Below are 16,011 nucleotides of genomic sequence, written 5' to 3' on the forward strand. Positions count from 1 at the left end.
ATTCTACTTTATTGTACGAAAGTCATTTGAATTTGATGTGGTAAAATGCAAAACAAGCCTAACCACGTTCTACATTCAGGAAGGGGCTAGGCTTGTTTTAATTTCGATCAAAGTCTCTTTGTATCAGGCTGTTTATACATTGCCTAGATAGCTTCGCGTTAAATTCGGGAGAATAATTTTTCCATTTTCACTGTATTTTTCGAATAGATCTGATAGGAGAAAAACAAAGTTTTTATACTGTTCGTCATTTTCTTTCGGAGCATAAGACGCTGATAAATTTCTTCCCAAAAACCCTTCATAATCAAAAAGTAAATCATTTTGATATTCTTTAAACTCATACTTGCCATCTTTAAAAAAGCTGTTAAATACTTCTGGATTTTCATCTATTCCACCGCTAAAGCCTTTAAAGTTTGGGCAGGTTTTCTGGCAAATTTCTGCATTCTCTTTAATAAGTGGACTAGTTAAATCTCTACTATTCCAAACAAGAGCAACATTTGCTTTTTGTTTTAAAATTCGTTGGCATTCGATTTTGAAAGCCTCTTTATCAAACCAATGAAATGCTTGGGCAACAGTTACTAAATCTACACTATTTTCTTTTAAAGTAGTATTTTCAGCAGTTGCTTTTATGGATTGAAAACGAGAATATAGTTTTAACGATTGCTCAGCGATCTTCCTCATATCATGATTTGGTTCAACTCCAATAACATGTAAACCACTTTCAAGCAGCTGGCGGCTAAATATCCCTGTACCTGAACCAATATCAGCCACAATCCGATTCCCTTTCAGTTGGTTAGCTGAAAGCAAGTACTCAATATATTCATTAGGATAACTAGGGCGATATTTTGCATATATATCGGCCCTGTCAGTAAAATTTTCTGTTGTTTTCACAGTACTACCTTCTTTCTTACGATATTATGTACAGAAATAGAAATTAAATATGAATTCCGGCATCAGTCTCTAAGTCTACAACTTAAGAGTCCAGCTAAATAGAAAGGCTCAGTTTCTGTATTCAAATATCCTTTATCCGTTTAGTATACTATTTTAGATAATATCTTCCAAAAGACTAGAATGGCTTACTCAATTATGTTTTAAAGGGTATATTTTTATGGATTTATTTAATAATTTATGAGCGATTGTATGTCGTATTACGTTTACTTAGGTAAGAGATTTTCATTTTTGCTATTTAAATTGGCCAATATATCCTTTTTACAATTTACTGAAAATCATGTATAACAGAGATACATGATTATTTTATCTCGCTATTTGCGGGCAGTAAGATCCCTTACCTCGAAATTCAGCAAAAGTAAAGAAGTTAGGTTGGAGTCGGGCTGCCCGTAAAAGTCCGATTAGTGAGGGTTGATGAAAGTTTCACTTTATAAATATTCAGAAGTAGAGGGAGAAAAGTTGTAATGGTAAGAAAAACGTTCAAGATGCGCGTGTCTAAAAATAGAACGATTTCGATTAATGGATCGATTCTTGATGTGGATGTTACACATGATGAATTTTTACAAGAGTTTGTTGAGTGGGTTGATTCTAAAGGTTGGTCGTTTATGGGGATAACGGATGAGATTACGCCCGAGGAAGCTAGTCAAAAGTTAATAGATTCGTTGATTGATGAGAAGGATAAGAAAGAGTAATTCCTTCTTATTTTTATTGTATATTTATGTTCTTTATCGTAAAAATATGATATAGTAAAAAATAGTGAAAATTCTTCCAGTTTAATACAAATTACATATGATTGGTAGATTTATTATTTTGTTAGGGGAGTAAATGGAAAAGGGAGAGTCATATGGTAAATTTTAAGAAAATTTTGGTTTTTATTACAGTTATTTGTTTGTTTTTGTTGACACCTATGACATTGCGTGCTGAGACGAATATTGGAGTAAATCCAGAACAAGTTGCACCACCACCTGCAGAAGGACCGAATGTTTTTAGTCAGTTTGCAACGACAATTGATGCGAAAACAGGAGATGTTTTGTATGACAAAAACGCATATCACCGAGCATATCCTGCTAGTACGACGAAGGTGTTAACAGCGATTTTACTCATGGAGCATACGAAGCCAGAGGATCAATTTACATTTTCACAATTAGCGTTAGATCAAGAGAAGAGTAATTATCAAATTGAGTTTCAACCTGGAGAGACAATTAATAGAAATACTGCGCTTATGATTTTAATGGTGCTGAGTGCGAATGATGTGTCGTATGCGATTGCGGAGCGGATTGGCGGGAGTGTTGAGAATTTCGCCAATATGATGAATGAGAAAGCGAAGCAATTAGGGGCGAAAGATAGCCACTTTGTAACACCGAATGGATTGCATGATCCGAACCATTATACGACGCCGTATGATATGGCTATGATTACGAGAGGTGTGCAAAAATATCCTGAAATTTTACAAGCGATGAATACGAAACGAACGACAGTTACGACGTCTAGCCAGACGGTGTCTATTTTTAATAAATCTACTTATTTTGAAAATCCATATAGTATTGGTGGTAAGACGGGGTTTACGAATGAAGCGCGTAATACACTGGTTTTATTAAATGAGAAAGATGGAAATCGTATTATAAATGTAGTAATGGCTTCTCAAAGACCTGAAATTTATGAAGATTTGAAGCAAATGGCGGACTATTCTTTCGGTCAATTTACGAAGCAAACAGTGCTCGATAAACATAATTGGCATCAAAAAACAACATATTTAAATAAAGATGTTAGTTCTGAGTTGGAAAAAAGTGCAGAACTTATGCTTAAGAAAGATGAAGGGAAAAATGTGAAAACTATTTTCCGGGCAGCTTCATTAGATAAAGAATCTTTGTATCATAAAGGAATACATCGTGGTGAGGTAGTTGGTGCAGTTGATATTACGAAAAATAATCAAACAATTGCGACGGTAAATGTTCTTTCAACAGAAGATGTCACTTTTGCGATGCCTAAAAAAGATACAGTTGCATCTGAGGGAAAAGAGTCAAATGTGAAAGTAATAAGTGTTGGGATAGGCGCAATTGTATTATTTGGAGCCATTTTATATGTAGTGCTACGCCGAAATACAAAAGGAATGAAAACAGAAGAAAAATAACGTAGTAGTAAAAAGACTGTGGAGAGATTTTGTCACAGTCTTTTTTTATACTAAAGAGACATTTAACTAATAATTGTAAATTTTCTTATTGCAATAATTTAAAGTTCGTTATATCATTTACTTGTGTTCTTGTTAAAGAACAAAATGAACATTGCATACTTCAAATAATATAAAACAACGGAGAGGGAGAGAGACGATGAAATTAATTTGGAAGGTAATTAGCAACGCAATCTCATTTGTTTTATTTGCATTGATGGTTTTTTTAGCTTTTGTAGTTATTTCTTCAAAAGCGAGCGGTGGTGATCCGACAGTGATGGGATACCAATTTAAGAGTGTTCTTTCAGGATCAATGGAGCCGACGTTTTTAACAGGATCAATCATTGCAATAGAACCAAACAAAGATGGTTCTAAATATCAAAAAGGTGATGTTATTACCTTTAAAGAGAAAGATCAAAAAATTATCACTCACCGTATTATCGGTGTGAAAGATACAAATGGAAAAGTAATGTATGAAACAAAAGGGGATAACAACAACGGACCAGATTTAGAGCCAGTACTTGCAGAAAATGTAGTTGGAAAGTATGCAGATATTACAGTTCCGTACGTTGGTTATTTACTGAATTATGCGAATTCAAAAGCGGGAGCAGCATTACTTCTTATTATTCCAGGAGTCTTTTTACTTGGTTATTCCGCGATTTCTATTTTTGGGGCTATTCGTAGCATTGACGGAGAAAAGAAAGATAAAAAAGTAGAACAATCCGTCTAGTTCGTTTGGTTATACTTTCCGTTTAGGAAGTTAACAAATATATATATTAAGGGGATATGGACATGACTTTAAAGAAAAAATTAGGAATGGGTATTACATCAGCAGTACTAGGAGCAGCGTTAGTTGGTGGAGGAACATTTGCGTTTTTCAGTGATAAAGAAGTGTCAAACAATACATTTGCGGCTGGGACACTTGATTTAGCATTAAATCCATCAACAGTTGTTAACGTATCGAATTTAAAACCTGGGGATACAATTGAAAAAGAATTTAAACTAGAAAATAAAGGCTCTTTAGATATTAAAAAGGTTCTACTGAAAACAGATTATAATGTAGAAGATGTAAAGAAAGATAATAAAGATGATTTTGGTAAACATATTAAAGTAACATTCTTAAAAAATGTAGATAAGCATGAGACAATTGTGAAACAAACTACTTTAGATAAATTAAAAGGTGACACACTTACAGCTGTAGATAATGATTTATCGGCTTGGTTCTGGGATGAAAAAGGTATTTCAGCAGGTAAATCTGATAAATTCAAAGTGAAATTTGAGTTCGTTGATAATGGAAAAGATCAAAATCAATTCCAAGGCGATAAGTTACAATTAAATTGGACGTTTGATGCACAACAAACAGCAGGTGAAGAAAGATAATAACAAAAAGGGCTATCACATGGATAGCCCTTTTTCTATTTTTCTAGTATTTGTCTATCAATTTTAATAGTTCTTTACTATAATATAGATAATGTTCTGTATAAAGAACGTAATGTTCGATGGGGGAGATTAAGATGCTGAAAAGACCGCGGAATTTTAAAAAGATGCTTATATTGCCGTGTATGTGTTCTATTACGTTTTATTTAGGATCTCAAATTATGACGCATACAGAAGCGGCGTTCATTCATGAAACGAAAGTGGAAGCGACGCTTTCTACAGCAATTATATTTCCGAAAACAGTTAATACGTTAAAAGAGCAATCTGAGAAACATAAACAGTTTATTGAGCGTGAGTATGGAACGATGAAGGGGAAATCGAAAGCAACTTCTATTGAAGAAATAAAACAGGCGATTTCTGTATGGCAACAAGGGCGTGAGAAAATTGTTGCTGAGAAGGAAGCTCTGCAAAATGTATATACTGAAATAGAGGCTCCTTACAATCAAATACAAGAAGAATTAAAGGTAAATAAAGATGAGTCGATGCAGCAAGTGTCCGTATATGTAAATGAAGGCTTTCGCAGTATCAAAGAGAAACGTGACTATATTGAGAAAGAAATTAGCTTGAAAGCTATCGATGAGCAAATTCAGTCTCTTCAGCAACAATTAAACGTTGCAATTGAAGCGGAAGGACAAAAGAAAGCAGAAGAACAAAAGAAAGTAGAAGAGCAGAAGAAAGCAGAAGAACAAAAGAAAGTAGAAGAACAGAAGAAAGTAGAAGAGCAGAAGAAAGCAGAAGAACAAAAGAAAGTAGAAGAGCAGAAGAAAGCAGAAGAACAAAAGAAAGTAGAAGAACAGAAGAAAGCAGAAGAACAAAAGAAAGTAGAAGAACAGAAGAAAGCAGAAGAACAAAAGAAAGTAGAAGAACAGAAGAAAGCAGAAGAACAGAAAAAAGCGGAGTAACTGCTTTAGTGAAACAGCTGGAAAACAAGAATGTGGTGCAAGAGATAATGAACGAATAAGCAAAACTAGTAATATTTATATGAGTGTGAGGGAACGTTAGCCCTCACCTCTTTGTTTTTCTTTTTTAAATGCATTTGAGTGTGAAAAAAGTTATAAATTAGTATAAAGTATCACGTTTTATTTTCTGAAAAATCTAAATAATATTGAGAAATAAAAATAACTGAAAATATTAATAAATTTGTGTTGTGTTTATATAGAATTGTTCGTTATAATGAACATAAGGTTTTTAAAAAAGAACACATATTAGCTAAGCTAATATAGTTTTCTTTAAATCACTTATTGAAAAATAAGTGATAAAAATATAAAAAACAGCTAGGGGGAATTGATTGTGAGTCTGAAAAAGAAATTAGGTATGGGAGTTGCATCAGCGGCATTGGGGTTATCTTTAATTGGTGGAGGAACATTTGCATTCTTTAGCGATAAAGAAGTATCAAACAATACATTTGCAGCTGGGACGTTAGATCTTACATTAAACCCTAAGACGCTTGTAGATATTAAAGATTTAAAACCAGGGGATTCTGTTAAGAAAGAGTTCTTATTACAAAACAGCGGTTCTTTAACTATTAAAGACGTTAAATTAGCAACAAAGTATACTGTTAAAGATGCAAAAGGTGATAATGCTGGTGAAGACTTTGGTAAGCACGTTAAAGTAAAATTCCTTTGGAACTGGGATAAACAAAGTGAGCCTGTATACGAAACAACTTTAGCAGACTTACAAAAAGCTGATCCAGATCTTTTAGCTAAAGATATCTTCGCTCCTGAGTGGGGAGAAAAAGGTGGATTAGAAGCTGGTACAGAGGACTATCTATGGGTACAATTTGAATTTGTAGATAATGGAAAAGACCAAAATATCTTCCAAGGTGATACATTGAATTTAGAATGGACATTCAATGCTAACCAAGAAGCTGGGGAAGAAAGATAATAAAAAAAGGCGGGTATCCCCCGCTTTTTTTTATAAAGAAAAAGAAGTGCTGGTTGTACGCACTTCTTTCTATTATTATTTTTGATTTTGCTTCCACTTTGTAAATTCAAGAAATTCACGAAATTGTTCTTTGGAGACACCGGAGTTCATTGCATCTTTAACGAGTTGTGTCCATTCGGAGTCTAGGTTAGTTTCCTTTGTTTTTTCATCATGAAGTAAAGTATCAACTGGAATTTGTAGAACTGCTGCGATCTTTTCAAGAAACTGAATGGAAGGGTTTTTTTGTAAATTTCGTTCTATAGAACTAATGTAAGATTTAGCAACGCCAGCTTTTTCGGCAAGTTCAGTTAATGAAATCCCTTTTTGTAAACGAAGGCGTTTTATACGTTCTCCAATCATATTTGCGCACCTTTCTATCAATATGTAGTTGTCTTATGATGTCATTATTATAACATAAACTTCGTTAAAAAGAACAAACCTATTGAGCCTGACTGGATGGCTTCATACGTTGGAAAAATTGCTCGATGTCTTGCATGGCGATACCAGCATCTAGAGCTTCAAGTATTAAATCAATCCATTCTTGATCCAGTGCGTCTGTCTTATCTTTGTACAAATGTAATTCCTCCCTAATTATCGGTCATAATTGCTGCTACAAAATACATGATAATGCAATCGGATTTTGTGTTTTATATAGTGAATTATCAAATATTGTGTAGATGAAACAAAGATAAAATCCCCATTAAACTCCCTCTATGGAAATTATAAATTGTTCGATAAAAACTTTCAATATTTTCAGAAAACATTGTTGAATTGTGATATATTCGTATGCTAACTATGAAATTTTTACAAATATATTAAAAACATTACATAATGTGACTAAATATTGAAAAAATATTGAATTTTTAATAAAATTCAATTTGTAATACATATTATTTATTAGGGGAGGAAATATGGGATGAACAAGAAACCGTTCAAAGTTTTGTCATCAATCGCTTTGACAGCTGTATTAGGCCTTTCATTCGGAGCTGGCACTCAATCTGTATATGCTGAAACGCCTGTGAATAAAACAGCTACGAGCCCAGTTGATGATCATTTAATTCCGGAAGAACGTTTAGCAGATGCGCTAAAAAAACGTGGGGTAATTGATTCGAAGGCTTCAGAGACAGAAACAAAGAAAGCAGTCGAAAAGTATGTAGAGAACAAAAAGGGTGAAAATCCTGGAAAAGAAGCAGCAAATGGGGACCAGCTTACGAAAGATGCATCCGACTTTTTAAAGAAAGTAAAAGATGCGAAAGCAGACACGAAAGAAAAATTAAATGAACCAGCAACAGGGACACCTGCAGCGTCAGGCCCAGTTAAAGGCGGACTAAATGGTAAAGTGCCAACTTCTCCAGCAAAACAAAAAGACTATAACGGTGAAGTTCGTAAAGACAAAGTACTCGTTTTACTTGTAGAGTACGCTGACTTTAAACATAATAATATCGACAAAGAGCCTGGATATATGTATTCTAACGATTTTAATAAAGAACATTATGAAAAAATGTTATTCGGTAATGAGCCATTCGCATTAGAGGATGGCAGCAAAATCGAAACGTTTAAACAATATTACGAAGAGCAATCTGGCGGTAGTTATACAGTAGACGGAACAGTTACAAAATGGTTAACAGTTCCTGGTAAAGCTGCTGATTACGGTGCAGATGGTGCGACAGGTCATGATAATAAAGGGCCAAAAGGACCACGTGATTTAGTAAAAGATGCATTAAAAGCAGCTGTAGATAGTGGTATTGATTTATCAGAGTTCGATCAATTTGATCAATACGATGTAAATGGTGATGGAAATAAAAATCAACCAGATGGTTTAATCGATCACTTAATGATTATTCATGCGGGTGTTGGACAAGAAGCAGGCGGTGGTAAATTAGGCGATGATGCAATTTGGTCGCACCGTTGGACAGTTGGACCAAAGCCATTCCCAATTGAAGGTACACAAGCGAAAGTTCCATATTGGGGCGGAAAGATGGCAGCATTCGACTACACAATTGAACCAGAAGATGGAGCGGTTGGTGTATTCGCACATGAATATGGTCACGATTTAGGTCTTCCAGATGAGTACGATACACAATATAGTGGTCAAGGTGAGCCGATTGAAGCTTGGTCTATTATGAGTGGCGGAAGCTGGGCTGGTAAAATCGCAGGAACGACGCCAACGAGTTTCTCACCACAAAATAAAGAGTTTTTCCAAAAAACAATTGGTGGTAACTGGGCAAATATCGTAGAAGTAGATTACGAGAAATTAAATAAAGGTATCGGTCTAGCGACATATTTGGATCAAAGTGTTACGAAATCAGATCGACCAGGTATGATCCGTGTTAACTTACCAGATAAAGATGTTAAAACAATTGAGCCAGCATTTGGTAAACAATATTATTACAGCACAAAAGGTGACGATCTTCATACGAAGATGGAAACACCGTTGTTCGATTTAACGAATGCAACGAATGCAACGAATGCAAAATTTGATTTCAAGTCATTATATGAGATTGAAGCAGGTTATGATTTCCTTGAAGTACACGCTGTAACAGAAGATGGTAAACAAACGTTAATTGAAAGACTTGGCGAGAAAGCAACTAGTGGAAATGCAGATTCGACAAATGGAAAATGGATTGACAAATCATATGATTTAAGTCAATTCAAAGGCAAGAAAGTAAAATTAACATTTGATTACATTACTGATGGTGGTTTAGCATTAAATGGATTCGCTCTTGATAATGCTTCATTAACAGTAGATGGTAAAGTAGTATTCTCTGATGATGCAGAAGGTACACCACAATTAAAATTAGATGGTTTCGTTGTATCTAACGGAACAGAAAAGAAAAAACATAACTACTATGTTGAGTGGAGAAACTATGCTGGGGCAGATAACGCGTTGAAATTTGCTCGCGGTCCAGTATTTAACACTGGTATGGTTGTATGGTATGCAGATTCAGCTTATACAGATAACTGGGTTGGTGTACATCCAGGACACGGTTTCCTTGGTGTTGTTGATTCTCATCCAGAAGCAATTGTTGGTACTTTAAATGGTAAACCAACAGTTAAGAGCAGTACACGATTCCAAATCGCTGATGCTGCGTTCTCATTCGACAAAACGCCAGCTTGGAAAGTTGTATCTCCAACGCGTGGAACATTTACGTATGATGGCTTAGCGGGTGTAGCGAAGTTTGATGATTCGAAAACGTATATTAACCAACAGATTCCAGATGCAGGACGTATTTTACCGAAGCTTGGTCTGAAGTTTGAAGTAGTAGGACAAGCTGATGATAATTCTGCAGGTGCTGTTCGTTTATATCGTTAATACAGTAAAACTACCGAGAGATTTTCTTTCGGTAGTTTTTTTGTGAGCAATGAATTTTATATAGCTGAAAAAGTCATATATAATGTAACTTTAAGAATAGAAATTTGTTATATATGAAGTCTATATAAATAATGAAAGAATTGGATAAAAATAGTGGGAGAAGGTGAGTGAATGAGTATTTCCTCTATTGTAAGTAGGCAAAAGGAATATTTTTTAAAAGGGCATACGAGAAGCATCAAAATAAGAAAAAATAATTTGAAGAAACTTTATGAAGGCATTCAGCATTTTGAAGAAGAAATATTTCAGGCGTTGAAATTAGATTTAAATAAGTCAGTTCACGAGTCGTTTACAACGGAAGTTGGATATGTATTAAAAGAAATTTCCTTTCAATTGAAACATATGTCATCGTGGAGTAAACCGAAGCGAGTTCGAACGGCACTCACTCATTTTGGATCAAAAGGAAAAGTAGTGCCAGAACCGTATGGTGTGACGCTTATTATTGCACCGTGGAACTATCCTTTTCAATTAGCAATTGCACCACTTGTAGGAGCACTGGCAGCTGGAAATACAATCGTTTTAAAGCCGTCAGAGTTAACGCCAAGCGTTTCAAAAGTGCTTAAGAGAATGTTAGATGAATTATTCCCAGAAGAGCTTGTAGCGGTAGTAGAAGGCGGCGTTGAAGAGAGTACATCTTTGCTGAGGGAACCGTTTGATTATATTTTCTTTACTGGTAGTGTTGGCGTTGGAAAAGTTGTAATGGAAGCAGCAGCGAAACAGTTGACGCCGCTCACTTTAGAACTTGGCGGGAAAAGTCCTTGTATTGTACATAAAGATGCAAAGATAGAGGTGACAGCAAGAAGAATTGTTTGGGGTAAGTTTTTAAATGCAGGGCAGACATGTGTAGCGCCTGATTATATGTACGTGCATTCTTCCGTGAAAGAAAAGCTAGTTGAGGCACTGCGACATGAAATTATAGAGCAGTATAGTAAAGAACCTTTGCAAAATGAAAATTACGTGCGTATTGTAAGTGAGCGTCATTTTGAACGCTTATGTCGATTTTTACAAGATGGTCAAGTCGTAATTGGTGGAAACTATAAGAAAGATACATTACATATTGAACCGACAGTACTAGCGGATATTACATGGCAAGATGCTGCTATGGAAGATGAAATTTTTGGTCCGATTTTACCAATCATAGAGTACGACAATATAGAAGAGGTAATTGGCACAATCCAGCAACATCCGAAGCCGTTAGCGTTATATGTATTTTCGGAAGATAAAGAAGTACAAAAGAAAGTGACGAGTAATATTTCATATGGTGGAGGCTGTATTAATGATGTTGTCTACCATCTTGCTACGCCATATTTACCTTTTGGGGGTGTTGGAAGTAGTGGATTAGGGGGTTATCATGGGGAAGAAAGTTTTCGGACTTTTTCACATTATAAAAGCATTTTAGCCCAATCTACAGCATTCGACATGAAAATTCGTTACTCTTCTACAAAAAGTGCTTTAAAATTCATACGAAAGTTGTTAAAATGATGATGGTGTTTATCAGTAGGCGTAGCCGTATGATAATAGCCCCTTCGCAATGGAAGGGGTTTTTCTGTTCGACGTTATGTATCATGCGAAAATGAATCAAACATACTACATAAAGAATAGAAACGAACGCTTGCTAAATAACCATTTTTGTTTGGATCGAAACAAAAAATAGTCTATAGAACATAAATATTTATTCATGAATATAAAAATTAAAATTTAAGGTAGATAGGACGGGAAAATGAAAAAGATTATTAAAGTTGAAGCAGTTGAAAAACATTTTGGAAATCAAGTGATTATCCCACCTCTTTCTTTAGATATTAAAGAGGGAGAGTTTTTAACAATTTTAGGGCCGAGTGGCTGCGGGAAAACGACTTTACTTCGTATGATCGCAGGATTTGAAACTCCAACTAAAGGGAATCTTTTATTAGATGATGAAAGAATTAACGATTTGCCGCCATATAAGCGTCATATGAACCTAGTGTTCCAACATTACGCACTATTCCCACATATGACAGTAGAGAAGAATATTTGTTTTGGTATGAAAATGCAGAAAGTATCAGCAGCAGAGCAGAAAGAGCGTGCTGAAGAGGCAATGCGTTTAACGCAGTTACTTGAGTTCCGTAATCGTAAACCTGCGAAGCTTTCTGGTGGACAACAGCAGCGTGTTGCAATTGCAAGAGCGATTGTAAATAATCCGCGTGTATTACTATTAGATGAGCCACTTGGAGCGCTTGACTTTAAGTTACGAAAAGACTTGCAACGTGAATTGAAAAACTTACAACGTAATTTAGGAATTACGTTCATATACGTAACGCACGATCAAGAAGAAGCAATGAGCATGAGCGATCGTATCGTCGTTATGAATAAAGGACATATCGAACAAATTGGAACGCCGAAAGAAATTTATAATAAGCCGAAAACATTGTTCGTTGCGACATTCATCGGTGAAAATAATATTGTGAAAAATGGGGAAGGCTATGTAGCAATTCGCCCTGAAAATGTGAAAGTGCGTTCGGTTGAAGAACCAATTTTAAAAGAATACCATCTTGGACATATTGAAGATATCGAGTTTGTCGGAAATATGGAGAAGCTTTATGTACGTGATGAGAAAACATCAGAATTACTAATGGCATATCAAACTGCTGAAGAGGCAGCGCAGTGGAGCATTGGAGATAATGTATATGTAGGCTGGGAGCAAGAGGACGAGGTGACCTTAAATTGAAAAAAGGGAAATTACTCGCACTACCTACAGTCGCGTGGCTGTTAATTTTCTTCCTAATCCCGCTCGTATTCGTATTAGGATTCGCCTTCATGCAGCGCGGAGCTTACGGGACAGTAGAAATGCAATTTACGCTGGAGAATATATCCCGTGTGTTTGATCCATTGTACTTAGGAACGTTATGGGAAACTGTTAAGATTGCAGTTATTACGACAGTAATATGTTTATTAATTGGTTATCCATTTGCGTATACAATTACAATTGTTGACCGCAAATATCGTTCTATTCTTTTATTATTGGCAACGATCCCGTTTTGGATTAACTTTCTTGTTCGTTCATACGCATGGATTGTTATTTTACGTTCACAAGGTCTTGTGAATACGTTGTTATTAAAACTCGGCATTATTAGTGAACCGTTAAATTTATTATATAATACGCCTTCTGTAATACTCGGAATGGTCTATTCTTTATTACCATTTATGATTTTACCAGTGTATGCAGCAATTGAGCAGCTGGATAAGCGTAAGCTAGAAGCGGCTTATGATTTAGGAGCAACACCAATAAAGGCATTTTGGAATATAACAGTGCCGATGACAATGTCAGGAATTGCGACTGGTTCTATCTTAGTATTCGTTTCTTCTATCGGGATGTTTGTTGTATCAGACGTGATGGGCGGATCGAAAGTAGCATTAATCGGAAACGTTATTCAAAACCAATTCTTAGGTGCACGTGACTGGCCGTTTGGATCTGCGTTATCGATTATCGTTGTTCTATTCTCTGTTCTGTTAATTTACTTATATTATCGTGCAACGAAAGTATATAAATATAATGAGAACGGAGGGGAATAGGCAAAGATGAAGAAGTTTTTAGTTTCTTATTCTTGGTTAATTTTGTTATTCTTGTATTTTCCAATGATGGTTTTAATGGTCTATTCTTTCAACGACTCTCGCATTAATGCGGAGTGGGAAGGTTTTACATTCCATTGGTATACAGATTTATTTCAAAAACAAGATGTTATTGATGCATTTGTAAATAGTATTACGATTGCAGTTATAACAACGATTGTGACAACGGTACTTGGTGTATTCTTTGCGATTGCTTTACATCGTTATAAATATCGTTTCGAAGGGGCTATTAATGGCCTTGTATATTTACCAATTTTAATTCCTGATATTTTAATGGGATTATCTTTACTAATTCTTTTCAGTCAGCTAGGAATGGAACTTGGACAAACAACGATTATTATTGCACATATTACATTTAGTATTTCGTTTGTTGTTGTTATTTTAGCTGCGCGTCTTTCAAGTATGGGACGTGACTTAGAAGAAGCTGCAAATGATTTAGGAGCAACGCCTTGGCAAACGTTTCGTTTTGTAACGTTCCCAGCAATTGCACCGGGAGTTATTTCAGCAGCATTATTAACATTCACATTATCAATTGATGATTTTGTAATTAGTTTCTTCGTATCAGGACCAGGATCAACAACATTGCCATTATACATTTACAGTATGGTTAAGCGCGGAGTATCACCAGAAATTAATGCTCTTTCTACAATTTTAATTGTTGCTATCGTAGGATTAATGGTTCTATCTGAAATCTTCCGTAACAAAGGTGCAGATGGTGAAGAAAACTCTGGAGGACACCTTCCTTTATAATACGAACGATATAGAAAGTACGAGGAGGTAATAAACCGATGAAATTAATGAAAAGAATAGCTGGCGCAGCAATTAGCTTTAGCCTTGTTGCTGGTGTACTTGCTGGTTGTGGTGAAAAGAAAGAAGAATTAAATATTTATAGCTGGGCTGACAATTTTGATGAGCAAGTGCTAAGAGATTTTGAAAAGAAATATAATGTGAAAATTAACTATGATAAGTACGCAAGTAACGAAGAAATGCTTGCGAAATTACAAGCTGGTGGCGCAAAGTATGATTTAATTCAGCCATCTGATTACATGGTTAAAACAATGGCAAAAATGGATTTATTAGCGCCATTAGATAAAAAGAATATCCCAAATATCGAGAACATGGTTTCTAATTTCAAAACACCTGCGTTTGATCCAGAGAATAAATATTCTTTAGTGTACACTTGGGGTGTAACAGGGATTGCATACAATAAAAAGTATGTGAAAGAAGCACCTACGAGCTGGGCTGACTTATGGAATGAGAAATATAAAGGACATGTAACGTTACTAAACGATTCTCGTGAAGTATTAGGAGTGGGTCTTAAGAAGCACGGGTTCTCAAACAGCACGAAAGAAGATGCGGAGTTAAAGACAGCAGCAGATGATTTAAAGAAACTGCTTCCAAACTTATTAGCATTTGATACAGATAACATTAAACAAAAATTCATTACAGAAGATGCTTGGATCGGAACAGTTTGGTCTGGAGATGCAGCATTTATCGCAAAAGATAATAAAGATGTAGAATACGTTGTACCAAAAGAAGGTGGCACAATTTGGGCTGATACGTTAGCAATTCCAAAAGGTGCAAAACATAAAGAGCTTGCTGAGAAGTTTATGAACTACTTACTTGATGAAAAAGTAAGTGTGAAAAACTACGAGTCAATTGGTTACAGTAATCCAAATGAAAAAGCTCATCCTCTTCATAGCAAAGAATACCGTGATAATCACATGATTTTCTTAACGAAAGAAGAGTTAGATCGTACAGAATGGCTTGTTGATGTAGACGATAAGTTAAAAGACTATGATCGTTACTGGACAGAGCTAAAAACAAAAGGTAAATAAGTAAGAAAATGCGGTTTCTAAAGTAGAAATCGCATTTTTTCATAGTAGGAGGAAATCGTTTGAAGAAGAAGTTACATCAGTATGAGGTAATGTGTATCGGTTTATTATTTGCTGTATTTAGTATTGTTGCTTGGCGCGTACATGCAGGTGGTGTTACAGTGATGGATACATATGTCCGCGGATTAGTAAAAGGGCTACAAACGGAAAGTTCCCTTACATTTTTCTCGTACTTTACAAAATTGGGATCAGCAATTGGGATAGTCGCTACGCTCGTGATAAGTTTGCTTGTTTTTTGGAAGAAGCGTTATTATGCTGCGATGATTGTGTATCCAATGGGAATTTTAATAACACATCTTGTGAATAAAGGGATAAAAGAGATTGTAAAGAGAGAACGTCCGTCATTAAATGAAGCGCTAGATGCACTTGGATATAGTTTTCCTAGTGGACATGCAATGCTATCGATTATGACATTTGGATTTCTTGCTTATATCATTGCGGCTAATTTGAAAAGCGTAGCTGGGAAATGTGTCATAACGATTTTGATGGGGATAGTAATCTTATCGATTGGATTAAGTAGAATCATTTTAAATGTACATTACCCAACTGATATTTTAGCTGGTTATTGCGTAGGTGGTATTTTGTTAATTATCGCGATTTACTACCATCGTTTACTTACTGAGAGATTGGGACTTAATAAAGAGAGATAGAAAAAACGCCTGGAAAAA

Annotated in this window: 16 protein-coding genes; 13 read left to right on the forward strand and 3 right to left on the reverse strand. The window is 35.4% G+C overall.

All coding sequences use genetic code 11. The features are described 5' to 3' along the window. Positions 1 to 132 precede the first annotated feature (132 nt). Positions 133 to 888 carry a class I SAM-dependent methyltransferase gene (locus tag AC241_RS06475; RefSeq protein WP_043936737.1) on the reverse strand — a complete coding sequence of 252 codons (756 nt, stop codon included), beginning with the start codon at positions 886 to 888 and terminating at the stop codon, positions 133 to 135. A 521-nt stretch (positions 889 to 1,409) separates the two neighbouring features. Between AC241_RS06475 and AC241_RS06480 the strand changes: the two genes are divergently transcribed. The 6 genes from AC241_RS06480 to calY all read left to right on the forward strand — a co-directional run bounded on the left by AC241_RS06480 (position 1,410) and on the right by calY (position 6,433). After that, positions 1,410 to 1,637 carry a hypothetical protein gene (locus AC241_RS06480; protein WP_000251856.1) on the forward strand — a complete coding sequence of 76 codons (228 nt, stop codon included), beginning with the start codon at positions 1,410 to 1,412 and terminating at the stop codon, positions 1,635 to 1,637. Between the two features lie 152 nt (positions 1,638 to 1,789). Further along, positions 1,790 to 3,076: a D-alanyl-D-alanine carboxypeptidase family protein gene (locus tag AC241_RS06485; protein WP_050842910.1), complete on the forward strand. Its 1,287-nt coding sequence runs from the start codon at positions 1,790 to 1,792 to the stop codon at positions 3,074 to 3,076. 196 nt (positions 3,077 to 3,272) lie between these two features. Continuing rightward, positions 3,273 to 3,842 (forward strand): signal peptidase I SipW, encoded by a 570-nt coding sequence (gene sipW, locus AC241_RS06490; RefSeq protein WP_000767802.1) that lies wholly within the window; start codon positions 3,273 to 3,275, stop codon positions 3,840 to 3,842. Positions 3,843 to 3,904: 62 nt separating this feature from the next. Continuing rightward, positions 3,905 to 4,492, forward strand: a complete 588-nt coding sequence (locus tag AC241_RS06495) for a CalY family protein (protein WP_000172852.1) — start codon at positions 3,905 to 3,907, stop codon at positions 4,490 to 4,492. A gap of 134 nt (positions 4,493 to 4,626) precedes the next feature. After that, complete coding sequence (locus tag AC241_RS06500) at positions 4,627 to 5,451, forward strand: DUF4047 domain-containing protein (protein WP_050842912.1); 825 nt, start codon at positions 4,627 to 4,629, stop codon at positions 5,449 to 5,451. Positions 5,452 to 5,839: 388 nt separating this feature from the next. Continuing rightward, positions 5,840 to 6,433, forward strand: coding sequence for a biofilm matrix protein CalY (gene calY / locus AC241_RS06505; protein WP_016082403.1), 594 nt, complete (start codon positions 5,840 to 5,842; stop codon positions 6,431 to 6,433). Positions 6,434 to 6,508: 75 nt separating this feature from the next. Here calY and AC241_RS06510 read toward each other — a convergent pair whose 3' ends face one another. Continuing rightward, positions 6,509 to 6,832, reverse strand: a complete 324-nt coding sequence (locus AC241_RS06510) for a helix-turn-helix domain-containing protein (protein WP_000578866.1) — start codon at positions 6,830 to 6,832, stop codon at positions 6,509 to 6,511. A 79-nt stretch (positions 6,833 to 6,911) separates the two neighbouring features. Beyond that, complete coding sequence (locus AC241_RS06515; RefSeq protein WP_000276219.1) at positions 6,912 to 7,046, reverse strand: anti-repressor SinI family protein; 135 nt, start codon at positions 7,044 to 7,046, stop codon at positions 6,912 to 6,914. 342 nt (positions 7,047 to 7,388) lie between these two features. On the opposite strand from AC241_RS06515, the gene inhA1 reads away from it, so the two are divergent. The 7 genes from inhA1 to AC241_RS06550 all read left to right on the forward strand — a co-directional run bounded on the left by inhA1 (position 7,389) and on the right by AC241_RS06550 (position 15,993). After that, positions 7,389 to 9,785 (forward strand): M6 family metalloprotease immune inhibitor InhA1, encoded by a 2,397-nt coding sequence (gene inhA1 / locus AC241_RS06520; RefSeq protein WP_050842914.1) that lies wholly within the window; start codon positions 7,389 to 7,391, stop codon positions 9,783 to 9,785. A gap of 171 nt (positions 9,786 to 9,956) precedes the next feature. Further along, the gene (locus AC241_RS06525; protein WP_050842916.1) at positions 9,957 to 11,324 is read left to right on the forward strand and encodes an aldehyde dehydrogenase; all 1,368 of its coding nucleotides are present in this window, start codon (positions 9,957 to 9,959) and stop codon (positions 11,322 to 11,324) included. A 238-nt stretch (positions 11,325 to 11,562) separates the two neighbouring features. After that, entirely contained in the window at positions 11,563 to 12,546 is a 984-nt protein-coding gene (gene potA, locus AC241_RS06530; RefSeq protein WP_000720333.1) for a spermidine/putrescine ABC transporter ATP-binding protein PotA, read from the forward strand. Further along, on the forward strand, positions 12,543 to 13,391 hold the full coding sequence (gene potB, locus AC241_RS06535; protein WP_000715500.1) for a spermidine/putrescine ABC transporter permease PotB: 849 nt from the start codon (positions 12,543 to 12,545) through the stop codon (positions 13,389 to 13,391). Before potA ends, potB begins: the two co-directional genes overlap by 4 nt. 6 nt (positions 13,392 to 13,397) lie before the next feature. Continuing rightward, positions 13,398 to 14,198, forward strand: coding sequence for a spermidine/putrescine ABC transporter permease PotC (potC, locus tag AC241_RS06540; RefSeq protein WP_000714190.1), 801 nt, complete (start codon positions 13,398 to 13,400; stop codon positions 14,196 to 14,198). Between the two features lie 38 nt (positions 14,199 to 14,236). Next, positions 14,237 to 15,286: a spermidine/putrescine ABC transporter substrate-binding protein PotD gene (gene potD, locus AC241_RS06545; protein WP_000772490.1), complete on the forward strand. Its 1,050-nt coding sequence runs from the start codon at positions 14,237 to 14,239 to the stop codon at positions 15,284 to 15,286. 59 nt (positions 15,287 to 15,345) lie between these two features. Then, the gene (locus AC241_RS06550) at positions 15,346 to 15,993 is read left to right on the forward strand and encodes a phosphatase PAP2 family protein (RefSeq protein WP_043936062.1); all 648 of its coding nucleotides are present in this window, start codon (positions 15,346 to 15,348) and stop codon (positions 15,991 to 15,993) included. The last annotated feature ends 18 nt before the right edge of the window (positions 15,994 to 16,011 follow it).

The organism is Bacillus thuringiensis (assembly GCF_001182785.1).
Lineage (GTDB): Bacteria > Bacillota > Bacilli > Bacillales > Bacillaceae_G > Bacillus_A > Bacillus_A thuringiensis_S.